The 20107-nt window shown below is 47.1% G+C and carries 22 protein-coding genes and 1 pseudogene; 8 read left to right on the top strand and 15 right to left on the bottom strand.

Translation table 11 applies throughout. From position 1 onward, the window contains the following. Positions 1-22 precede the first annotated feature (22 nt). From MHB71_RS17720 to MHB71_RS17700, 5 genes are all read left to right on the top strand, one after another. Complete coding sequence (locus MHB71_RS17720) at positions 23-727, top strand: response regulator transcription factor (protein WP_026081203.1); 705 nt, start codon at positions 23-25, stop codon at positions 725-727. 55 nt (positions 728-782) lie between these two features. After that, the gene (locus MHB71_RS17715) at positions 783-1916 is read left to right on the top strand and encodes a HAMP domain-containing sensor histidine kinase (RefSeq protein ID WP_340027138.1); all 1134 of its coding nucleotides are present in this window, start codon (positions 783-785) and stop codon (positions 1914-1916) included. 99 nt (positions 1917-2015) lie between these two features. Then, positions 2016-2756: a hypothetical protein gene (locus MHB71_RS17710; RefSeq protein WP_340027137.1), complete on the top strand. Its 741-nt coding sequence runs from the start codon at positions 2016-2018 to the stop codon at positions 2754-2756. Further along, a complete protein-coding gene (locus tag MHB71_RS17705; protein ID WP_340027136.1) occupies positions 2750-4618 on the top strand; it encodes a PBP1A family penicillin-binding protein in 1869 nt (622 codons plus the stop codon). Before MHB71_RS17710 ends, MHB71_RS17705 begins: the two co-directional genes overlap by 7 nt. Before the next feature lie 109 nt (positions 4619-4727). Beyond that, entirely contained in the window at positions 4728-5273 is a 546-nt protein-coding gene (locus MHB71_RS17700; RefSeq protein WP_340027134.1) for a DUF2569 domain-containing protein, read from the top strand. Positions 5274-5413: 140 nt separating this feature from the next. Here the strand turns inward: MHB71_RS17700 and MHB71_RS17695 are convergent, their stop codons facing one another. The 14 genes and pseudogenes from MHB71_RS17695 to MHB71_RS17630 form a co-directional block, all read right to left on the bottom strand. Further along, positions 5414-5872: a threonine/serine exporter family protein gene (locus tag MHB71_RS17695; protein ID WP_047842069.1), complete on the bottom strand. Its 459-nt coding sequence runs from the start codon at positions 5870-5872 to the stop codon at positions 5414-5416. Between the two features lie 18 nt (positions 5873-5890). Next, positions 5891-6652 (bottom strand): threonine/serine exporter family protein, encoded by a 762-nt coding sequence (locus tag MHB71_RS17690; protein WP_036669533.1) that lies wholly within the window; start codon positions 6650-6652, stop codon positions 5891-5893. A 233-nt stretch (positions 6653-6885) separates the two neighbouring features. After that, positions 6886-7191 carry a hypothetical protein gene (locus tag MHB71_RS17685; protein WP_036669286.1) on the bottom strand — a complete coding sequence of 102 codons (306 nt, stop codon included), beginning with the start codon at positions 7189-7191 and terminating at the stop codon, positions 6886-6888. Between the two features lie 64 nt (positions 7192-7255). Continuing rightward, a complete protein-coding gene (locus tag MHB71_RS17680; protein WP_340027133.1) occupies positions 7256-8299 on the bottom strand; it encodes a S66 peptidase family protein in 1044 nt (347 codons plus the stop codon). 111 nt (positions 8300-8410) lie between these two features. After that, complete coding sequence (locus MHB71_RS17675) at positions 8411-9730, bottom strand: DUF4179 domain-containing protein (RefSeq protein WP_340027132.1); 1320 nt, start codon at positions 9728-9730, stop codon at positions 8411-8413. Then, the gene (locus MHB71_RS17670) at positions 9727-10242 is read right to left on the bottom strand and encodes a sigma-70 family RNA polymerase sigma factor (RefSeq protein WP_340027131.1); all 516 of its coding nucleotides are present in this window, start codon (positions 10240-10242) and stop codon (positions 9727-9729) included. The genes MHB71_RS17675 and MHB71_RS17670 overlap by 4 nt, the downstream gene beginning before the upstream one ends. 217 nt (positions 10243-10459) lie before the next feature. Continuing rightward, complete coding sequence (locus MHB71_RS17665) at positions 10460-10987, bottom strand: ankyrin repeat domain-containing protein (RefSeq protein ID WP_340027130.1); 528 nt, start codon at positions 10985-10987, stop codon at positions 10460-10462. Between the two features lie 68 nt (positions 10988-11055). Continuing rightward, entirely contained in the window at positions 11056-11919 is an 864-nt protein-coding gene (locus MHB71_RS17660) for a helix-turn-helix transcriptional regulator (protein ID WP_340027129.1), read from the bottom strand. Positions 11920-11937: 18 nt separating this feature from the next. After that, positions 11938-12390, bottom strand: coding sequence for an NUDIX domain-containing protein (locus MHB71_RS17655; protein ID WP_340030187.1), 453 nt, complete (start codon positions 12388-12390; stop codon positions 11938-11940). A 159-nt stretch (positions 12391-12549) separates the two neighbouring features. Then, a pseudogene (locus MHB71_RS17650) lies at positions 12550-13038 on the bottom strand (GNAT family protein); the annotation flags it as partial. A gap of 148 nt (positions 13039-13186) precedes the next feature. Continuing rightward, a complete protein-coding gene (gene flgB / locus MHB71_RS17645; protein ID WP_036610664.1) occupies positions 13187-13597 on the bottom strand; it encodes a flagellar basal body rod protein FlgB in 411 nt (136 codons plus the stop codon). 183 nt (positions 13598-13780) lie between these two features. Continuing rightward, positions 13781-14596, bottom strand: a complete 816-nt coding sequence (gene speD / locus MHB71_RS17640; protein ID WP_036610662.1) for an adenosylmethionine decarboxylase — start codon at positions 14594-14596, stop codon at positions 13781-13783. A gap of 157 nt (positions 14597-14753) precedes the next feature. Then, complete coding sequence (locus MHB71_RS17635; protein WP_340030186.1) at positions 14754-15332, bottom strand: DUF1273 domain-containing protein; 579 nt, start codon at positions 15330-15332, stop codon at positions 14754-14756. A gap of 72 nt (positions 15333-15404) precedes the next feature. Next, on the bottom strand, positions 15405-16553 hold the full coding sequence (locus MHB71_RS17630) for an RluA family pseudouridine synthase (RefSeq protein ID WP_340027128.1): 1149 nt from the start codon (positions 16551-16553) through the stop codon (positions 15405-15407). Positions 16554-16743: 190 nt separating this feature from the next. Here MHB71_RS17630 and MHB71_RS17625 point away from each other — a divergent pair, with 190 nt between their 5' ends. Further along, the gene (locus MHB71_RS17625; protein WP_076327225.1) at positions 16744-17151 is read left to right on the top strand and encodes a hypothetical protein; all 408 of its coding nucleotides are present in this window, start codon (positions 16744-16746) and stop codon (positions 17149-17151) included. Positions 17152-17368: 217 nt separating this feature from the next. Here MHB71_RS17625 and MHB71_RS17620 read toward each other — a convergent pair whose 3' ends face one another. Further along, complete coding sequence (locus tag MHB71_RS17620) at positions 17369-18079, bottom strand: GT-D fold domain-containing glycosyltransferase (RefSeq protein ID WP_100527935.1); 711 nt, start codon at positions 18077-18079, stop codon at positions 17369-17371. Positions 18080-18391: 312 nt separating this feature from the next. On the opposite strand from MHB71_RS17620, the gene MHB71_RS17615 reads away from it, so the two are divergent. Next, positions 18392-19081 (top strand): glycosyltransferase, encoded by a 690-nt coding sequence (locus MHB71_RS17615; protein WP_340027127.1) that lies wholly within the window; start codon positions 18392-18394, stop codon positions 19079-19081. A gap of 18 nt (positions 19082-19099) precedes the next feature. Further along, positions 19100-20089, top strand: coding sequence for an SDR family NAD(P)-dependent oxidoreductase (locus MHB71_RS17610; protein WP_340027126.1), 990 nt, complete (start codon positions 19100-19102; stop codon positions 20087-20089). Positions 20090-20107 lie beyond the last annotated feature (18 nt).

Below are 20107 nucleotides of genomic sequence, written 5' to 3'. Positions count from 1 at the left end.
TGGAAGGGAAAGGAATAATGCCGTGGCACAGCCAGCAACCATTCTGCTTGTGGATGATGAGCAGGAGATTATTAAACTGATGGAAATTTATTTTGGCAACGAGGGTTATCGGATTCTCACCGCTAATGATGGGCTTGAAGCACTGGAACAATTGAAAAAAGAGTCGATTGATCTCATTATTCTGGATGTCATGATGCCAAATATGGACGGAATCGAAGCTTGTATGAAAATTCGGGAAGAGCAGAAAATGCCGATTATTATGCTGTCCGCCAAAAGTATGGATATGGATAAAATCACAGGGCTAAGCATCGGTGCCGATGATTATGTGACCAAGCCGTTTAACCCGCTTGAACTTGTCGCACGGGCGAAATCCCAGCTGCGCAGGTATCATACCTTCAATGAAGGTCGGGAGAACAAAGAGCACGAGTGGGTTATTGATGATCTGGTCATAAATACCGATACACATGAAGTTTGGGTGGATGAGCAGCCGGTTCGTCTGACTCCGCGTGAATTTGCTGTTCTTGAATTACTGGCTCGTCACCAAGGTTCAGTACTTAGTATGGAACAGATCTATCGTCAAGTCTGGAAAGAAGAATTCATGGAGTCGAATAATACAGTCATGGTACATATTCGCAAGATTCGTGAGAAGATTGAACTCGACAGCAAACACCCCAAGTTTATTCAGACCGTATGGGGTGTTGGTTATAAGATGATCAAACCGCAATAAACATGTACATTCACAGGATGTCGTGTAACATGAACACATTCAGGGAGTTCCTACTATGAATTCAAAGTTGATTAATACAGTCCGATGGAAATTTATCTATGCATTTCTGCTGAGCGGTATATTAACTGCAGTTATTTTGTACGGGGGTAGTAAGGTGGGGCAGACCATCCTGGAAGCTCAGGCGTATCCGGATTATTCCATTCCAGCCCAAGGGATCAGGTGGTTGGTGAATAATATTGGTTCGGTGCCTTTGATGATTGTGGTAGGCGTGCTTGGTTTTGTGCTGTTTTTTTTCCTGTTCTCACGCAAGGTGATGCGGGTCCTGGATGAAATTACGGCGGGGATTCAGGAGGTTGCCAAAGGAGAGTTATCCCATCGTATCGAAGTGAAAACCTCGGATGAATTCGGAGTGGTTGCTGCAAGCATTAATCAGATGGCTGAACAATTGCAGTTATCGCTTCAGGAAGAGCGTAATGCAGTTGCTGCCAAAAACGATCTGATTACGGGGATATCACATGATCTGAGAACACCACTCACTTCTATTCTGGGATTTCTGGAGTACATCGAGAAGGATCGCTACCAGGATGAGATTGAGATGCGCTATTACGTTAGCATTGCCTATGAGAAATCCTTGACCCTTCGTAAGTTAATCGATGACTTGTTCGAATATACGCGTGTGAGTGGCGGGAGCCTTCCGTTAAATCTGCAAGCGTTGAACCTGAATTCGTTTCTGATGCAGCTGGCTGAAGAGTTTGCTCCCATGCTGGAGGATGCTGGCATGACCTACAAGATCATCGGCGGGCAAGACCCACTATGGATACAGGCTGCTCCGGGGGAGCTTGTAAGAGCATATGAGAATCTGTTCAGCAATGCCATTCGGTATGGTTCGCAAGGTAAACTAATGGAGATTGGGCTGGCCCTTGAAGGTAAAGAGGCTGTAGTCCGCATCAGTAATTATGGTGATCCGATTCCGGCACAAGATCTGCCACATCTATTTGATCGATTCTATCGGGTAGATAAATCCCGTTCCCGCGATACGGGAGGTACCGGTCTCGGCCTGGCGATTGCCAAATCGATGATTGAATTACATCGAGGAAGTATCGTTGCTTACAGTGAAAATGGCAGAACGGATTTTGTTACCCGTTTCCCTGTAACCGCTGCTTCACCAAGTAATTACTCAGAGGAATAAAAATTAAGAATTTGGTAAGAAGTTAGCCACTATCTCATTAAGAAATATTCGGTATTCTACCTCTATTACCATATTATTGTATAGAGGAGGATACCGAATATGAAGTCTCAATTTAGTACAGTAAGACTAAGATACATATACATTGGAGGAGCAAGCGCGTTACTGAGCGCAGCGCTCCTTTTTGTCGTTTATCACGTGCTACGGTTTGCCCACAATCACATCCTTCCAGATGCAGCATGGATAACGCGTATGATGAACTGGGGAATCAACCATATCGGAACAAAGCCGCTCTTTATCTTCATTGGAGGAGCCATGTTTGCGATCTTTTTCTGGATTCGATCCCAGAAGATTGCGGAAGATCTCAGTCAACTTGCACGCGGAACAGCCGAACTTGCATTGGGCCACAATCCTGGAAGAATTGATGTTCTAAGTGGTGGTGAACTACGACAAATTGCTGCAAATCTGAATAGGATTGCTATTCTCCAGCATGAGGAAGGACTGGGCAGATCAGAACCGAAACATGAGAGCAGAGAGGCAGAGGGAGCGTCTATTCAGCATGAGCAACCCGGCCTTCAGCAACATAATGAAGAAGACAAGGAGAATACTCAAACTATTTCTATACAGGTTGACCTACCGATAAAACTTACTCTCTACGGTATTCAATCTTCTCTGGATGAGATTATCCAAGGGCGGTGTCAGGACGAGATGGAAGTTCAGCATTGGGTCAAGTTGGCGTATGAACAGACATTGCTGCTTCATCATGCTCTGGAGATTACACAACGAGATAGACAGGAACACGAAGTTTCAATTGAACGGGTACACAAGGAGCCTGAATGTTGAAACACGTGAGCAAGCGATGGATGTATTACGTTTTTGATGCCGCGGTGGTTGTAGTTTTGCTATTGACCCTTTTCTATCTCTATCTGATTACTTATGGCGAAGGAATGCTTCGCAATCGTCCAGAGGCCATGCAGGTGGCCTCTTCAACCATTATTACGAATGCAGAGGGGACCGAAATTTCGAGGTTGCATACGCAGACCAAAGGGTATTCCGAATATGCTGAACTGAACGCTATGCCAGATTTATTAAAGATGGCTTTTTTGGCTACAGAAGATCGACGTTTCTACAACCATGATGGACTAGATTTCATCGGACTTGGCAGAGCCATTATGCAAGACATCTTACATATGAATCTGAGTCAGGGAGGAAGCTCCATTACGCAACAACTGGCAAGAAATCTGTATTTGAATGGGGATAAAACGTTGAGTCGAAAGGTGAATGAGATATCGATTGCGATGGCCCTGGAGAAGAAGTATAGCAAGGATGAAATTCTGGAAATGTATCTGAATCAGATCTACATGGGACGCCAGCAGTATGGTGTAAAAGCGGCAGCCTGGCGGTATTTCGGAATTAAGGATATGCACCAATTGAAACTATGGCAGATTGCTACATTAGCTGGAATGCCCAAAGGTCCATCCATATACAATCCAGTAGATCATCCTGAACTTTCCAAACAAAGACGTGCCGTTATCCTTGGACTAATGCATGAACAGGGACTAATTACACGAAAGCAGATGCTCCAAGCCCGTGACGTCGATTTCACGCCGCCTGAAACCGTATTGAATGCAACAACTTCACCGGGCTTGAGCGAGCCCGCATATGTGTCTGCCGTGGATGCTGTGATTCAGGAGGCTTCTCGGCTCACAGGTAAAAGTGAAGCAGAGATTCAATCGGCAGGTTGGGTTATTCAAACTGGGCTAGACGAACAGGCACAACTGGCGATGGAAGAAACATTTGCAGAAGCTACCCGATTCCCCGATGATCGCCAAGACGAGCAGGTCCAGGCAAGTATGGTTATTATCGACCAGCACAACGGTGAAGTGAAAGCGATGATGGGTGGACGTAATCCTTTAAAAGGGGGCATCAACCGGGCGATTATGGATGCAAGGCAGCCAGGTTCATCTTTTAAACCGATTATTGCATATGGCCCTGCGTTGGAGTCGGGGAAGTTCAAGCCAGAGAGCATACTACCGGATAAACGCATGCAATATGGCAGCTATCAACCTTCCAATCTCGGTGGGCGTTACAGTGGTTCAATAGCCATGTCCCAAGCCTTGCAAAAGTCTATCAATGCCCCAGCCGTATGGCTGCTTCATGAGACAGGACTGAACGATGCACATCAATTTGCGGCACGACTCGGTATTGAACTGGGGAAAGAAGATCTAAACCTCTCAATTGCCTTGGGAGGTGTGCATCAGGGAGTGTCGCCAATGAAGATGGCGCAGGCCTATACGGTGTTTGCGAATCATGGCAAATTGAATACAGCCCATCTGATACGCGAGATTACAGATTCACAAGGACGGACAATATTTGCTCATAAGTCGGAAAATAAGCAGGTAATGTCCTCCAGTACGGCGAATGCCATGACCAGAATGCTGCAAAATGTAGTCAGTCAGGGAACAGGAAGCCGGGCACAACTCGGTCAGCACAAGGTAGCAGGGAAAACGGGAACAACACAGGCTGCATTACCTGGTGTGGGAAGAGAGGCCAATCGGGATCTATGGTTTGTGGGCTATACGAGCAGCTGGACTGCGGCGGTCTGGATGGGATTTGATCATACGGATGCAAAACATTATATGAGGTCAGGAAGTGGTGTTGCAGCGGAGTTGTTCGCAACAGTGATGAGACGTGCTACCCAATAGAATGCAAGAGAGAGACCTTAGTCCAGATGGTTCTTTCCTTCTCTTGGATAACACAGAATATAGCTTCTAGTGTATAATATGTGTCTTATCTATCGTAAACGGAGGCTAAATGAACTATAAATATAGGGACTCGGAACTGGATACAAGTTCGCTGCAGCCTAAAAGTGGTATCAGACCGGAACGGCCTGGCATCTCCGGATTAGGCGGATGGCTTATATTAATTCAGATTGGCCTGTGGGTCACACTGGTGCTTCTTATTGCGGATATGTCGCAGGTAAATGTCATTATGGATCCGGTGAGATGGGAGGGTGTCCGTGGTGTTGATTCGGAACTTTATACTGAAGGGATACGCCCGCTCCTTTGGTTCGGAGTCATAAGCAGCGTCATGTTACTATTGCTCGTTATCGTGAATCTCGTACTGCTGCATAAGAAAAAAAGGCAATTTCCGCGCATGATGATTATTCTGTACATTGCAAATGTATTCATTGGAGTCGTGACATGGATCTTGATCGCACGAATTGAGATTCCGAGAGAGCAACATGTGCTCGATCCAACATCAGCATTTAATTTGACGATACGATCCATTCTGACATGTTGTATCTTTATCCCGTATTTCCTACGGTCGGTACGTGTGAAAAATACGTTTGTGAAGTAAATAGACTTCTTTAATTGTCTCACTGCACTATGCACTATAGTGCTCTATAGGATAGTGACACGTAAGGCCCGTAGGTATACAAGATTTCATCCTGTATGCCTAACGGGCCTTCCACGTGTTGAATATTATGAAAAGGATAATCATTTCGATGATGATTTTGTCCGTAGTGAGGCGGGAATTCGGCGTATCATCTGGTTTAATACCTCTGACAGCACGAGGCCTACGGCAATAGCGCCGGATAACATGAGTGCCTTGGCGGCCATCTCCATAGCGGCACTGTAGTCATTTTGCACAAAACTTCGCATCGCATTATACGCCAGTCCACCTGGAACCAGAGGGATGATGCCTGCGACGCTGAAGATGATAACGGGTGCGCGAAACATGCGAGAGAATACCTGGCTGATGACACCTACGGCTATGGTCGCTGCAAGTGTAGCAGGAACCGCATCCGCTGCATATTCAAGCACGATATAGATAATCCAGCCGATCATGCCGACAAATCCACCGTGGAGCAGCATGCGCCGTGGTGCGTTGAAGATGATCCCAAACGCGGCTGAGGCGACAAAACTGGTCAAGGCTTGTTCAATAAAATGGAGCATATCCTGCATTCCTCCGTCTTACATAAAAAGTGAAAATACAACTGCAATGCCTGTACCTATAGCAAAAGCAGTCAGAAATGCCTCGGCTCCCTTGGATAATCCGGAGACGAGATGTCCGGCCATCAGGTCGCGTACAGCATTGGTAATCAGCAGCCCCGGAACCAGCGGCATAACCGAACCAATGATGATTTTGTCCCGTTCATGACCTACTCCCATATAGATCAGGAGAAAAGCGAGTAAGCCAATGACAAAGGATGCCGTAAGCTCGGCAAAGAATTTGACCCGCACCAACCTGTGAAAGGCAATAACGGCTGCATAACCTATGCCCCCGCAGATTAACGCCGGAAGAAAGTCGCTCCAGCCCCCGCCAAACATAATGGTAAAACAACCACTGGATAACGCTGCGGCTGTAAGCTGCACAGCCGTTGAATAGGAGGAGGGCTTTCCTTCGATCTGTATCAACAGATCATGGGCTTCCTGAGCGGATAGCTCACCTTGTCCGATACGACGGGAGACCGCATTCACCTCGGACACCTTGTCCAGATCCGTCGTACGCTCGGAGATACGAATGAGCTTGGCAGGTTCGGTTGCATCAACAGAGAAGAAGATGCCTGTCGGAACAACGTAACTGTGCGAATGGGGTAAGCCCAGCGCAGCTGCCATACGTTTCATCGTATCTTCCACACGGTAGGTTTCACCACCGCTTTGTAGCATGATTTTGCCTGCGAGCAGACAGATTGCAATCACGCGGGATTGTTCAGTAGGGTTGCTGCCAATCATACCCGGCTCGGCTTGTGATACGGGTGATGAATCATGACGTATGTATTCCAACCGGATCAAGCTCCGTTTCATATGAGATATGGGGTGGTGCGACACCATTGTATCATATTTCACACGCTCGCAAGGAATCATACCGCACCATCGCCAAGACGATAAAAAAGCCTCGTTCCCAAGACTTGAAGATCTCAGGAGCGAAGCATCTTGGAACAGGTTCGGATATAAAGGCGCAATACCTACATCAACAGTGTGATAACCAACAATTCATACAGCACAAGCGGCAAAATGGTTGGTCCAAACAAAGCGCGCGGTTCAGGATATCCATGCATCGGGGTAACCTGGAGATACAAAATTCCCCGGTCTGCACTGATGACGACACCTTCCCACACTTGCCCATCGATATTCTGGACTTGTACCTTCTTGCCTATATGCTGCCGAGCTGTATGATGAAGCATATTCCGCACATTTTGCACGGATTGAAGCATCGGTTGATTGGCTTGATACACGACACGCGTGGATGGCGTGGATGTAGATTCAGACATGATGCACAACCCTTCCTCAAAATAAGTTCTTACTTCAAGGTATGCATCTGCCTATAAAAGGTGATTACACAAACGCCATCTCAAGGCTCCCGCGTCCATTTTCATAGGCTACTTTGCCCAATGCTCCATTCACAAAGGTGAGCTGCGGTGGAACATGGCCGAGATCCACATCGTACAGTACAGGGACATCCAGATCCCCAAGTGCAGAGGATAGAGCATCGGTAAAATTAAAATCCGCTGTATCGGAATAACCCGCAGGTCGGCCGAACATGAAACCTTTTACACCTGCAAACCAGCCAGCCTGTTTCATCTGCCACAGATGACGGTAGATATCCCCCGCATTCATCTCACAGCTTTCCAGATACCAGATCGTTCCTTCGTCTGCACAGTACTGATCCAAATACGATTGGACGGGTGCATACGGCGTACCAATCAGACTAGTGATCGTATCCATACAGCCACCGATCAGCCGACCGGAGAACGACACAGCGGTATCTGCATCTTCCGAGTGGCCGAGCTGTTTCCATTGCGAAGGTGTATCCAGGTTAAATCCAGGAGATTCCGGTTTCCATGCCGATTGATAATGTGTGGAAGACCATTGTGTGATCTGTCCGCCGTATTTGGTCTGTAACACATCAATCCAGCGCGCAGTCACGGGATCGAGGGCGTTTGATCTTAGATCAACATAATTGGTGCCATGTGCGGATGCTGTTCCAGTGATCAGGGTATATGCGAACAGGAACGTACTGATATCCGAATATCCCATGACCCATTTGGGCGGTAATGTTTTCAAAGCTTCCCAATCCAGCAGGGGGAGGATATCCATCAGAAATTCCCCGCCCCATGGAGGGATAATAGCTTGAATATTTGGATTGTGGAAAAATTCATTCATCTCTGCAGCGCGTTCCTCTTTGGAGGCACTCACACATTTGATGTTGTGGCGGAGCGATGGGCTTTCCAGCACGTCAAAACCAAGGCGCTCCATATTGCGTTTGCTCTCCTCAAGATAATGGTATAGGGATTCGCCTACACCGCTGGAGGGGGCTGCCACACCGATCATGTCCCCTTGCGCGAGTGGTTGCGGATAACGGATAGAACGATTATTCATTGTGGAAACACCCTTTCCTGTGAACATATCGATTTAATGTAGCTGTTTAATATTTTCATTATAGTGCATGAATACGTCGTGTGGCTTGCAATTATGGCTGTTACATTTTCTTTAGGGAGTCACAGGAATTTCAATAGAGAACGGTGCACGAATTTGATCAGGGTAAGAGAATATTTCCATTGTCAGATTTCCTTTGGCCGCGGCTCCATTTTTAATGACAACTCTTGCTTCAAAGACGGAAGGGCTCCAGCCTACTTCATTAATGTCGAAAGGGTTTCCTTTACTGTCCTCAATGTTGGTAAATGATAGCCCCGAAGTAGCATTTTGAGCATCTGCAATTGAAAACTCGAGGATCAGATTTTTGCCCTGGACCGTGCTTTGCAGCAATTTCAAACTGGATGGGCCGCCTTGTATTTCACCTGAAGATGGATCGATGCTGATAACCAGTTCTTCCTTATCCACCGCTGAAAGGCCAGACCCTTGCAAAGTCAGTTTTTTCGGAGTGGAGAAGTACATGCTTTCGAAAAAGACGGAACTTCCAGAGCCTGAGATAGAAGATGAATCTGTTCGCCATGCTCGGCCTTGCTCATCTACCAAGTGCAGATCACGAATGTTAAAGATTGTTTTGGTATTGTTCCGATCATATTCGATGTCAAGTACAAAGCGAGTGGGATACAGAACGCCCTGTTTCACATGGATACGCTGCCCGTCCACGGTCATTGTTTGGTTTACGGGAATGATTTTTTTCATGCCTTTTGTTAAGCTGTGATCCACGGGGAAGGTGACTTTCCACTTATTATTCGGTTCCTTACCTCGTTCCTTAAATATAACGGTCAGCTCATGTGGCGGTAAAGATTCTATGAATGAGATATCGATTTTATCCTCATAAATTCCACTTTCTGAAGCTGGATTTAGAGAGGAATAGCTAAATGCAACAGGAAGGTCTTTACCGTTCTCATCCAGCAAATCAATGTCATAGTTGAATTTCTTGGGATCTTTCATACCTTTCATCGTGTAAAAAATAACCATACGTGACTCGTCTGTGATAATGCCTTCAACGGTCAAGGAAGTACCATCATGCTCGTCGGTGACACCGACCTGCTGTAAGAGGGACTTATCGATGGCCATCATTAATCCTTTGTCCTGGCGAATCATACTCACAATGCCCTCCATTCCGGGCAATTGCTCCACGAAGGATGCAAAAGCGGGAGAGACACGGATACATCCGGTAAACAGCAGGATGAGGGCCGCTGCCGAGATGGAACTCATATACCAGCGTAGCCGGGACTTTCGCTTTCGGGCAGCCTGGCGGATTCCGGACTGCACAGCCTGATAGGCAGCAGCATCGGGCACAGGCATTGTTTCGTACTCTGTCTTGCGAGCATTCAGACGTTCTTCCAATGTGTCGAATGATTTTTGTTCATCCGTCATGAGGATATATCTCCTTTCGTTTCAAGTTGATCACGGAGCTGTCCGAGTGCCCGATGTAATCGGGATTTTACGGTTCCGGTCGGGATTTCGAGAATATCGGCAACTTCAGTTAAGGAGAAACCTTCGAAATAACTCAGAATAATAATCTGTTTGCAATCCCGGTCAAGGGTGGATACGGCCGCAGCAAGATCGGGGTCCGCAGGACGATCCCAGCTGCTGGATTCATGAATCTCGGTGACGGGACTGAACCGACTTTTGCGTTTGCGTTCGTCCGCACAGTAGTTGAGCAGAATGCGGATGAGCCAAGTGCCAAAGTAGGAGGGCTCTTTTAATTTTTTGAGTTTATGGAAGGCCCTGAACGTTGATTCCTGAATCGCTTCGAGCGCATCACCTTCGTTATGCAGGTAGGCATAGGCGATACGGTACAGTTGACTCTGATGTAATTCCATTAAGGCTGCAAAAGCCTCGGCATCCCCTTTTTGTGCGGCGATGGTGAGCTGAAGAGGGGTCACATGGCTCCTCCTTTCATGGATATGTTGAGTATTAGACCGCGTAAGGCACCAAACGGTTCTTATTTTCTTAGAAAATATGTATATACCTGATTTCTATATAGTTGAACTACGTATGAATACGTGAACGTAGAGGACAACAAATAACCGTCAGACCTTCTCTTTGTACTCCAAAAAGAGTCTTGACGGTTATTCGCGTATTACTCACGTTATCTAATCATTATTGCTGATGCGCTGTAACGGCTGCTCGCAGACATGAAGCTGTAGACGTGTTACCACGTTCAAGTGAAATATCCAGAGCGGTCTGGCCTGCTGAGTTCAGCACGTTTGGATCAGCTCCATGCTGAAGTAACATCTCGATAAGTTCGATCTGATCCGTATGAAATGCTGCGGAGTGCAACGCATATTGTCCATCGCTGTCCAGAATACTCGTGGATGCCCCATGTTCGAGTAAAAGGCGGATAACTTCTGGCGAACGTTCTCCGGCAAGTGCGGCATGCAGTGCAGTATTGGACGGGATAAAGGAAATCTTGGAATGAGAAAGGGTGTTAACATCTGCTCCATGCTCCAGAAGGAGACGAACTACTTCTGCTTGTCCATAATGAGAGGCATATCCCAGCGGAGTTAACCCATCCTGATTTTCAATATTTGTGAGTTCCGGGTGAGAAGCGAGCAATAATTGCAGGTTGGCCACATCTCCAGACTGTGCAGCCTGGAATAGTTGATTAATCTGTTCTGCATGATTCATAAGGAATACCTCCATCTGATGAGATAATGTAATTATAGATGTTCCTCTTCAGAGGTTCTTCTTCATAATCACCTTTTTGCCCGCAGCTGGGAAGGAGAGCTATGGAAGCGTCTAGTGAATAATGAACTGAACGAACCGAGGCTCTCGAAGCCCACATCATAACAGATATTGGTGACAGACCTGTCCGAATCAAGCAAAAGCTGCTTCGCAGCCAATAGTCTACATTGAGTCAGATAACGATGGGGTGAAGTACCAAACAACTTTTTATAACTGCGTAGAAAATGATTCACGGATAGTTGTGCAGCCGATGCTGTCTGTTCTAGCGTTAACGGCTGATCATAGTAGGCGGAGATATACTCATGCCCGATATAGACTCTTCGGTACAACTCTTCTCGGGTTGAACGTCTGATCATATCCAGTTCGTTGATCTCTTGCTGAACGTTACGGTGTAGATCCAGCATGTGAACAGCAAGCTGATGAAGCTGCTCCGCTATTGCCCAGGAATCCAGCCTGTCTTGACTGTAGAAATTACGCAAATGATTCAGGGCTGCGCCAAGCCGATTATCCATCGCGTATGTACGTTCTACCCATTCCATCTTGCTTGAGGGTGAATAACTATACGGCTCATCAAGTAGCCGAAGATCACTGGTCATTAGATTCCGACCAATCTCTTCCACATAACCGGGAGGGAAGAAGATACAGAAGGATTCAACTGGAGTAGATGAATCAATGTGAAGACTATATTCCTGGCCCTCATTCAGAAGCAGATAGTTCTCATTATTGACTGCGAAGTGACCGCGTCCCGCTTCATAGAGCGTTTTTCCGTTACGGAATGTTTTCAGTGATAGCAAGCCGCTGCCTTTCCAATCGAATTGGGAACTCGATTCATGCAGAATGAAGGGGACAGGTCGAGGAAGAGGAATCTCCAACACTTGCAAGCACCTCCAAGCTTAATTCTGGTTATACAGCTTCTTCGCAGCTTCCAGCCCAGGTACGGCAAAGCAGGCGAGTGGAGAGGGAAGATCATTCAATGGGAACCAACCGATCTCACCGATGGCTCCGCCTTCTTCCAGATTACGAGCATGACCGCCAATCACCTTGGTGGAATAGAGCACGGATATCCAATGTTCCTTCTGTTGTGGCTGGATCGTCTCCGCCGTGCAGAGCAGACTGTCAATGGCGATATCCAGATTCACTTCCTCCTTGATTTCACGGATGACGGCAGTTTCCAGTGATTCATAGGGATCGACTTTCCCGCCGGGAATACTCCAAGTATGCTGTTCGGGCTGGCGATTTCGCCAAGCGAGAAGCACTTCGCCCCGTTCATTCAGGATGACCGCACCTACGCCGATGCGAGGTGAAATTTCAGATTCACCTTTTGGAACAGAACTTAATTCCGACATTGACAGCGCAGCTTGTTCGTTCCCATTAGGTTGTGAAAAACCACCCGCTACCATATCCCCAGATTGAGGAGTACGAGTAGACTGGAATGACAATGGAAGCCCAGCCTGTGCGGACCATTCTTCGGCAAGGATACTCATTGAGATCAGGTCGTAATGCATGCCATCCCGCAAAACTGCAGAACGCTGGCGACCCTCTTCCCGGAATCCGGCTTTTAGGTACGCACGTCTCGCGGCTTCATTGTATTCAATGACTTCTAGCGCAATCCGGTTCAGGTTCAATTCGTGGAAGCCATACCGAAGAATCAGAGCCAGAGCGTCGCTTCCGTAACCTTTACCTCGATCATTTTCTTCGCCGATACCAATGGCCAGACGAGCCGACCGATTGTTCCATTCAATTCGGTAGAGGGCTGTGAATCCAATGAATCGGTTTCCCTCCAGTGTACGTAATGCAAATTCAAATCCGTTGTCTCGGCGGACAGAGGAGGACCCTGTCTCATCCGGCGTTAACGGAATAGCGATATCGGTATCCATGTTGCGTAAATATTCATAATCATCTGTGAAGCGGGAGAGACGCATGCAATCTTCCGGACATGGGGCCGCTAATCTGACTTTGGAACCTAGAAAACCATTTAAATGACGTGGAGACATGTTGCACCTCTTTTATTCGATATGAAATCAATCGTTTCTCCCCATTATACTACGAACAGGAGAGGATACCGAAAAATGGCACCAAACGAGCTACACTCAGGGAAAAACAACAAAAAAAAGCAGCCGTTTCGGGCTGCTTGTACATTCATTATTTCAGATCATTCAATAAATTCTTCATTTTTTTGTAATGTCCACTGACCCGATCAACCATGTAGTTATACATGAGCTGATTCTCCGAAAGATTCGCCATTTCCTTGTCAATGTCAACGTTATTGTTGTTATTGTTCATGGCTGTTTCGTTGTTCTCGACAATTCGGTACTGTACGATCGAAGAATTGGGATCACTGATAGGAAAGTGTTTGTCATGAGTCCGCTTCATGGCGAGCTGATCTGTTTTGCCATTTTCAACGATACGTCTCAGCTCTTCCTGAAACTCTACCGTTTTCTTTTTGTAGTTGGGCGTGTCTGCATTGGCTATGTTGTTGGTGATGGCATTGTGCTGTGCAGTAAGCGCTTGTAACAGTGATTCGTTACGTCTTGTCGTATTCGTTTCGATCACGGGCTCAGTCTCCTTCACTGTAGATTGTACAGTTACTTCTATAATAAGAAATAAAGTTGCACACTGTCAACATAACAAAGAAAAAGACAAGCACATGCCGGAGGTCCCCCGATAAGAAGAACCCTACCTTCATGAAATCTTGTCTTAGATTTTTCCCTAATGGATCAGCGTTGAACAACCTCTTTAAGAGGGACGATTAATATTTTTGCCGTAATAGATCTCGTCCATCTCCAGCTTCAGCCACTCCGTAATCTCCTGTTGTTCCTTCTTGCTGAGCTTATCCTTGGTGTACCCAAACAGATAATTGTCGAGATCAAATTCCCTCAGTTTACATTTGGTGTGAAAAATATTCTCCTGATAGACGTTCACGTCAATCATGTCAAAGCTGCTCTTGATCTCATCCGGAATATAATTCTGAATCGAGCCGATCTCATGGTCAATGAACAGCTTGCGTCCGCTCGTATCCCGCGTAAAACCACGCACCCTGTAATCCATCGTCATAATGTCCGTATCAAATGAGTGGATCAGATAATTCAGCGCCTTAAGCGGTGAGATCTCACCACAGGTGGAGACATCAATGTCCGCACGGAAAGTACTTATACCTTCACTAGGATGAAACTCAGGGTAGGTGTGCACAGTGATATGGCTTTTATCCAGCTGCATGACAACGTTATCGGGTAGAGGGCCGGGAGATTCATCGAGTGATTCTTCGGGGATCTCCACAATTGGACCTTCCGAGACAAGCATCGTAACACTCGCACCTTGAGGCACGTAATCCTGCTGGGCAACATTAAGAACGTGGGCTCCGATGATGTCGGAGACGTTGTTCAGAATTTTACTCAACCGGGCGGCGTTATACTGTTCATCAATATATTCAATGTAAGCTTCGCGTTCGTCTTTGGTTTTGGTATAACAAATATCGTACATATTAAAGCTGAGCGACTTGGTCAGGTTGTTAAATCCATGCAGTTGAATGCGCTGCTCTGGCGTAATTGTCATGGTTGCAGTTCCCCTTATCCCATACGACATATCATCGCAGTTATAATACTACTTATACCCAACCTGCCTCGAAAAAAAACATATGTACGTCATTCAAAATACGATTCCCCTCTGATGAAAGCTATGCATGAATGGACTTCAGATGATCTACATTTTTTCAGAATGAAGAATCGTCGAAGTCCGCAATATCGTTCATGCGCTCATCCTCAGCTACAGATTGAATATCCTCTGAAGTGACACTGATGATTGTATAGTCCTCGTTCTGCTGTTTCTTCACGGCTTTTTCCTTCACAAAACGGGGACTGCCTTCACCGGCATCTTCGTCATAGACGAGCAGAAGACCGTCGCTTTTACGCAGCAACAGGTCATCCCGTGCAGTGAACTGCCACGGCCCGATATAAGGTTGATTGCTAATCGCACCGTAATAGTCCACACCCGAGAGGATGGAACGGTAATACTCCTGCTTGTCTTCTTTCCATTGCTCCTCCGGGTTCTGAAAGGCAGTGATGATCGACAGTTTCAGATATGGATACGTCTTCTTCAGATCAATGACCACTTCGCAGGCCCACAGGTCCACACCGTACTGTCCCGGGGTCAGCACCCATTCCAGACCATCCTCGACAAGAGGTGTGAGACGAGAGGAGATGGCTTTTTTGATAAAAGGAATACCTTCATGTTTCTGTCCAAAAATCTGCAATTCATGTGCCCGGTAACCGGTGATTAACAGGTTTTTCAGTGTCCGTTCCTCCTTTCAGGCATGATCAATCGATCAGTGAATTTTCTATATATGCACACATTAGAGGTGCGGTTATTTCGCAGGTGGAGTTTCTGCACGGAACGGATACAGGAATGGCTTTGGAATATCCGTTTCGAATGACATTAACTCATCCGTTGTGGGATGGATAAACGAGAGTATACGTGCATGAAGTCCAAGACGGCCAAGGTCTCTTGTGCGTGCACCATATTTTCTGTCACCGGCAATCGGATGTCCGAGATCTTCCATATGCACACGAATCTGATTTTTACGCCCTGTCTCCAGACGCACTTCCAGCAAGGAGAACTCACGGTTCGATTTCAGACGTTTGTAATGTGTGATGGCATGTTGTCCATCATTCGGACGAGAGCTGGAATACATTTTCAGCGTTTTGGTTTCCTTCAACCAGGAAGAGATGGTGCCTTCTTCTTTGGCTACTGAACCTTCAACAAGGGCAACGTAGACGCGGTCCTGTACATTTTCTTTCCAGTTGTTTTGCAGCTTCTGCTGCACCTCTTCACTTTTGGCAAACATCATCACACCCGACGTATCCCGATCCAGACGATGGACAACAAAGATCCGATTGAGCGGATTGGTGCGGCGTACATGCTCTGTCAGTTGGCGATAAGCCGTCAGGTCATCCGTCTTGTCAGCGGCAATAGACAATAGACCGGCTTCCTTGCGGATCACAATGATATCATCGTCTTCATGCAAAATGTTAATACCCGTCAAGGATGGAGCAGCGACTGCACCTTCTTTTCGAATGTAGACAATCTGACCTGGCGTCAGCGCTTCATTAAACTTGGTTACAACCTTCTGATCCACGGATACCTGTCCACGACCCAGAATGGACTTCACTGCGTTCCGTCCTGATTTCAAATGCTGCAACAGGAAATTCAACAGTTCATCCGGTTCGGTCACTTTGTACTGGCGTGGTGGTTCCTGCTTGCGATAGTAGGAATTGCCTGGTCGTTTGGATGCGCTGGCATTTTTGGGTTTGTTGCCTCCAGCTTTCTTGGGTGCACCCGATGATTTCGCGGTTATTGGCTTCTTATTCTCCTCCGTATTACGTGATGCGGAAGCACCTGATGTTTTGGCAGATGAGAAGTTGGACTTACCGGACCGTGCTGAAGATGAACCTGCATAAGATTTCCCTTTGGCCGAGGCCGATGTCTTGCTGGTTGGACGTTTGCGTTTATTCATGAATAGTAATCTCCTTCTGAACAGCCTGTACCGCTTGTGTGCATACGATCCGTTCATTTTCGTTATGCAGTTCAATATACCATTAACAGTCGACAAATAAAAATAGGTTCATACAATCTGCTATACATCCAATCATAAGAGTAGTGAGATTCATAGGATAGGGTATCCCATAGCATTGGAGGTGTTACTCATGGGCGTGTTTCTCGATATGAGAACTTCGATGAACTCGGCAACCGTAGGACAGCCCGGTTTGTCACTGTCAGATTCCCCGACAGCTTTTGGCACCATTGGTCTACAGACGCAGGGTGTGGTGAATCCCATTATTACGTTGAACGGGACAGTAGGTGTTACGGGAGAACTGGGAGATACCTTTGTTGTGGAGCTTGTGCGGGGTTTTTTATATGATCCTTTCTATATCATCTACCGTGCTGAAGGTACGATTGGACAGAACGGAGGTGCCGAATTCCATTCGTTCACAGCTCAGGATCTGTCTGCACCACCAGCATTGGAAAGTGTGTATACTTCGTTCATCTCGGGGGTGTCCACAGCAGTAAGAACCGGGCCGGAGATGTTATACGGTATTGCAGCCACCGGTTAGTAGTGAAAGGCGAAATATTACAGGCAGAGTGCATCGTTATCACTTCTGTTGACGGCAGAGTTCGCTTCATACCCCAGAGACGCAAGACAATGCAGTGATAGGTTTCGACTAGCGCTCAGCAAAAAACCCCCGGCTCAAGAAGTCGGGGGTTTTTGCCGTACAAGCATCTGCACGTTTCAATACAAATCACGAATCTAAAGTTTGAAACTGTCCAGGATCAGTTGGCACGGCCTTTCAGAATGATGTTGTTGGCTTTGCCAAAGTCGATGGCCACTTTGCCTGCGAGTGCAGCTGTTCGCTCCGCAAGGATAACCGCGTTGACGCCACAGGAGAAGAGAGCGACATCAAAGGTATGTTGATTATTCTGAATCCAGTGCAGCGTTTCATCCATTTGATCATAGCTGTCGAAGGGCAGGGCAGTCACAATGTTCAGATTATACGGATCACGTTCGAGCATGACACGCAGTGCCTCAATCTCACGAGTAACGAGTAACACACGCTTGCCTGCAAGCATCTGCCAGAAACGCGGGTTCTGCGCCAGTTCCCGATTAACACAGGCGTGACAAGTCATCGGAGGAGAGATGCCAAAGTGTGCAAATACCATGTCGGTCAGGGGTCTTTTGAGATAATCGGGAGCATTAATGGTGCTGTCACCACGAGGAAGAATGCCCACGATATCGGCACGTTGCAAGGAAGCGGCGACTTCATCCCGTAGTTTCGGGTTGGGAAGACGAAGTCCCTTTTGCCCTAGGTTGGCTTTCTTGGCCCAACGCTCCTGAAGGACCTGTTCCGTGGGCCATACGGTTTCTTGAGACATGACGATATTCTCGCCATCACCGACTCTTACAAGAGACAGCGGTCGGTGTTCCCGAAGTGCCGCTTCGAGCTGATCAAGCACACCTTCCATTTCAAGATAGATCGAATTCATGTGATGGGTTGCCTCCTTTGAAAATTGAACTGTTCTATTCTATGTTGCGACTACCGTAACGATATGTACGTTCGACCCAAAGGGCGCCATCCTTGGTTGAATATCAATCTATTTATATGAAAGTTAGTACATCTGTCGGTACCGCTTCTATCAACGTTTCATACGATATAGAGTGCTGGATTCACAAGCGAGATGTCGCTTGTAAGCGATCAGATAGATAGAAGATGGTTTTCGTAGGAAGACGGCATCAAAACTATGAAAACAGTCTGTATCCGACAAACGGAACTTGCAGCGTTCATGAGGAGGCATGTTATGTCCAGGAAAGTTGTGATTGAGATTAACTTCAACAATTATGGGATGGACCCGCAGCGATTAACGCGGGAATGGCTGGAGCGTCGGATGAGCATCTTCCGCACGTTCACATTGCATTGCCTGAAGGCGCAGACGAATCAGGATTTTCTCACAGTGGTGAAGTTGTCCAAGGAATCCGGGGAATTAATGCAGGAGATTCTGGCGGGTCAGGAGCCGCTTCCTTTCAATATTCGTTTTGGAACCAATATGGAGAGTGTGCGTGCCATTTTGGCGTTTGCCAATGGTTCGGAGCAACTCTATATTGCCCGTCTGGATTCGGATGATTTATACCATAAGACCTTTGTTCAACAGCTCTACGATATTCAACCACAGCAGCAGACGATGGCATTGATTAACCAGAACGGATATCTGTGGGACAGTGTGAATAACGAGATGGCCCCAGCGTTTCACCGTTCTCCACAGTTCTATGTCTACTTATATAAGACAGCCGAATACGCAGCAGGATACCGGGTCAAGCTTCCGGGCAGAGGTACACATGGCAATGTCATTGAACTTCCGCACGAACTGCTTGCTCCGCGCAATTATGTCAACATCGTACATTCGAGCAATACTTCAACCAAAAAGGTACCGCCCAAAGACCGGTTAAGCCGGGATGAGATGGCACAGGTACTACGCGAATTCATGATCTGATCAGGGAGGGATTCATCCATGATTCAAGGACAAACGATTCTGATCACTGGAGGCACGGGCTCCTGGGGTCAAAAGCTGACTGAGGTACTGCTGGAGCAGGACCCGGCTGAGATTCGCCTTCTGTCACGTAATGAATACGCCCAGATTGCGATGCAGCGAGAGTTCAACCATGATCCGCGTCTGCGATTCATCATTGGGGATATCCGCGATTATCGGGCAGTGGAAGATGCATGCAGAGGTGTGGATGTGCTCTTCCATTTGGCTGCGCTGAAGCATGTTCCGGTCTGCGAGGACCAGCCTGATGAAGCGTTCAAGACTAATGTGATCGGTACCCAGAATATTATTCGGGCTGCAATACGTATGCAGGTTGCCAAAGTCATCGATGTGTCCACCGATAAGGCGGTAGATCCGATTAACGTATATGGCATGACAAAGGCTTTGGGTGAAAAAATGATGATCCGTGCCAACTGGCTAAGTGAAGGTACCCGGTTTGTCTGCATCCGCGGGGGCAATGTGCTTGGAACCAGCGGCAGTGTCGTGCCCTTGTTCCGTCGTCAGATCAATGAAGGCAAAAGCCCGACCATTACGGATATAGGCATGACCCGTTTTTTCCTGACGCGTACCGAAGCTATACATTTACTGCTTAAGGCGGCTGAGGCGGCCGTGGGCGGAGAGACTTTTGTGATGAAAATGAAAGCTTGCAAGATGACGGAACTTGCATCCGTCATGTTGGAACAGGCAGGTCGTCCATCCTTCGATTATAAGGTGACGGGAATACGTCCAGGCGAGAAATTGCATGAAGTGTTGATCTCGCCCTTTGAAGCGCCGCGTACGTATCAATATGATGCGCAGTATTATGTCATCCTGCCGGAGCACAAGGACAAGAGCCTGACGGATCAGTACAGCAGTCTGCCACGTGTGAACTTCTCCGAGTATCGCTCGGACAGTGCCATGATGAACAAACCAGCGATTGCCCGGTTTTTGCGTGAAGGTGGCTATATCGATTAGGGTGTATCTCAAAACTCG

Origin of the sequence: Paenibacillus sp. FSL H7-0940, assembly GCF_037979415.1 — a bacterium.
GTDB lineage: Bacteria > Bacillota > Bacilli > Paenibacillales > Paenibacillaceae > Paenibacillus > Paenibacillus amylolyticus.
This window is presented reverse-complemented; position numbering and strand designations above follow the sequence as displayed.

Coding starts and splice junctions, on each gene's coding strand:
- MHB71_RS17715 (WP_340027138.1), top strand. CDS start 783: ATGAATTCAAAGTTGATTAATACAGTCCGATGGAAATTTATCTATGCA.
- MHB71_RS17710 (WP_340027137.1), top strand. CDS start 2,016: ATGAAGTCTCAATTTAGTACAGTAAGACTAAGATACATATACATTGGA.
- MHB71_RS17705 (WP_340027136.1), top strand. CDS start 2,750: ATGTTGAAACACGTGAGCAAGCGATGGATGTATTACGTTTTTGATGCC.
- MHB71_RS17700 (WP_340027134.1), top strand. CDS start 4,728: ATGAACTATAAATATAGGGACTCGGAACTGGATACAAGTTCGCTGCAG.
- MHB71_RS17695 (WP_047842069.1), bottom strand. CDS start 5,872: ATGCTCCATTTTATTGAACAAGCCTTGACCAGTTTTGTCGCCTCAGCC.
- MHB71_RS17690 (WP_036669533.1), bottom strand. CDS start 6,652: ATGATTGGCAGCAACCCTACTGAACAATCCCGCGTGATTGCAATCTGT.
- MHB71_RS17685 (WP_036669286.1), bottom strand. CDS start 7,191: ATGTCTGAATCTACATCCACGCCATCCACGCGTGTCGTGTATCAAGCC.
- MHB71_RS17680 (WP_340027133.1), bottom strand. CDS start 8,299: ATGAATAATCGTTCTATCCGTTATCCGCAACCACTCGCGCAAGGGGAC.
- MHB71_RS17675 (WP_340027132.1), bottom strand. CDS start 9,730: ATGACGGATGAACAAAAATCATTCGACACATTGGAAGAACGTCTGAAT.
- MHB71_RS17665 (WP_340027130.1), bottom strand. CDS start 10,987: ATGAATCATGCAGAACAGATTAATCAACTATTCCAGGCTGCACAGTCT.
- MHB71_RS17655 (WP_340030187.1), bottom strand. CDS start 12,390: ATGTCGGAATTAAGTTCTGTTCCAAAAGGTGAATCTGAAATTTCACCT.
- speD (WP_036610662.1), bottom strand. CDS start 14,596: ATGACAATTACGCCAGAGCAGCGCATTCAACTGCATGGATTTAACAAC.
- MHB71_RS17630 (WP_340027128.1), bottom strand. CDS start 16,553: ATGAATAAACGCAAACGTCCAACCAGCAAGACATCGGCCTCGGCCAAA.
- MHB71_RS17625 (WP_076327225.1), top strand. CDS start 16,744: ATGGGCGTGTTTCTCGATATGAGAACTTCGATGAACTCGGCAACCGTA.
- MHB71_RS17620 (WP_100527935.1), bottom strand. CDS start 18,079: ATGAATTCGATCTATCTTGAAATGGAAGGTGTGCTTGATCAGCTCGAA.
- MHB71_RS17615 (WP_340027127.1), top strand. CDS start 18,392: ATGTCCAGGAAAGTTGTGATTGAGATTAACTTCAACAATTATGGGATG.
- MHB71_RS17610 (WP_340027126.1), top strand. CDS start 19,100: ATGATTCAAGGACAAACGATTCTGATCACTGGAGGCACGGGCTCCTGG.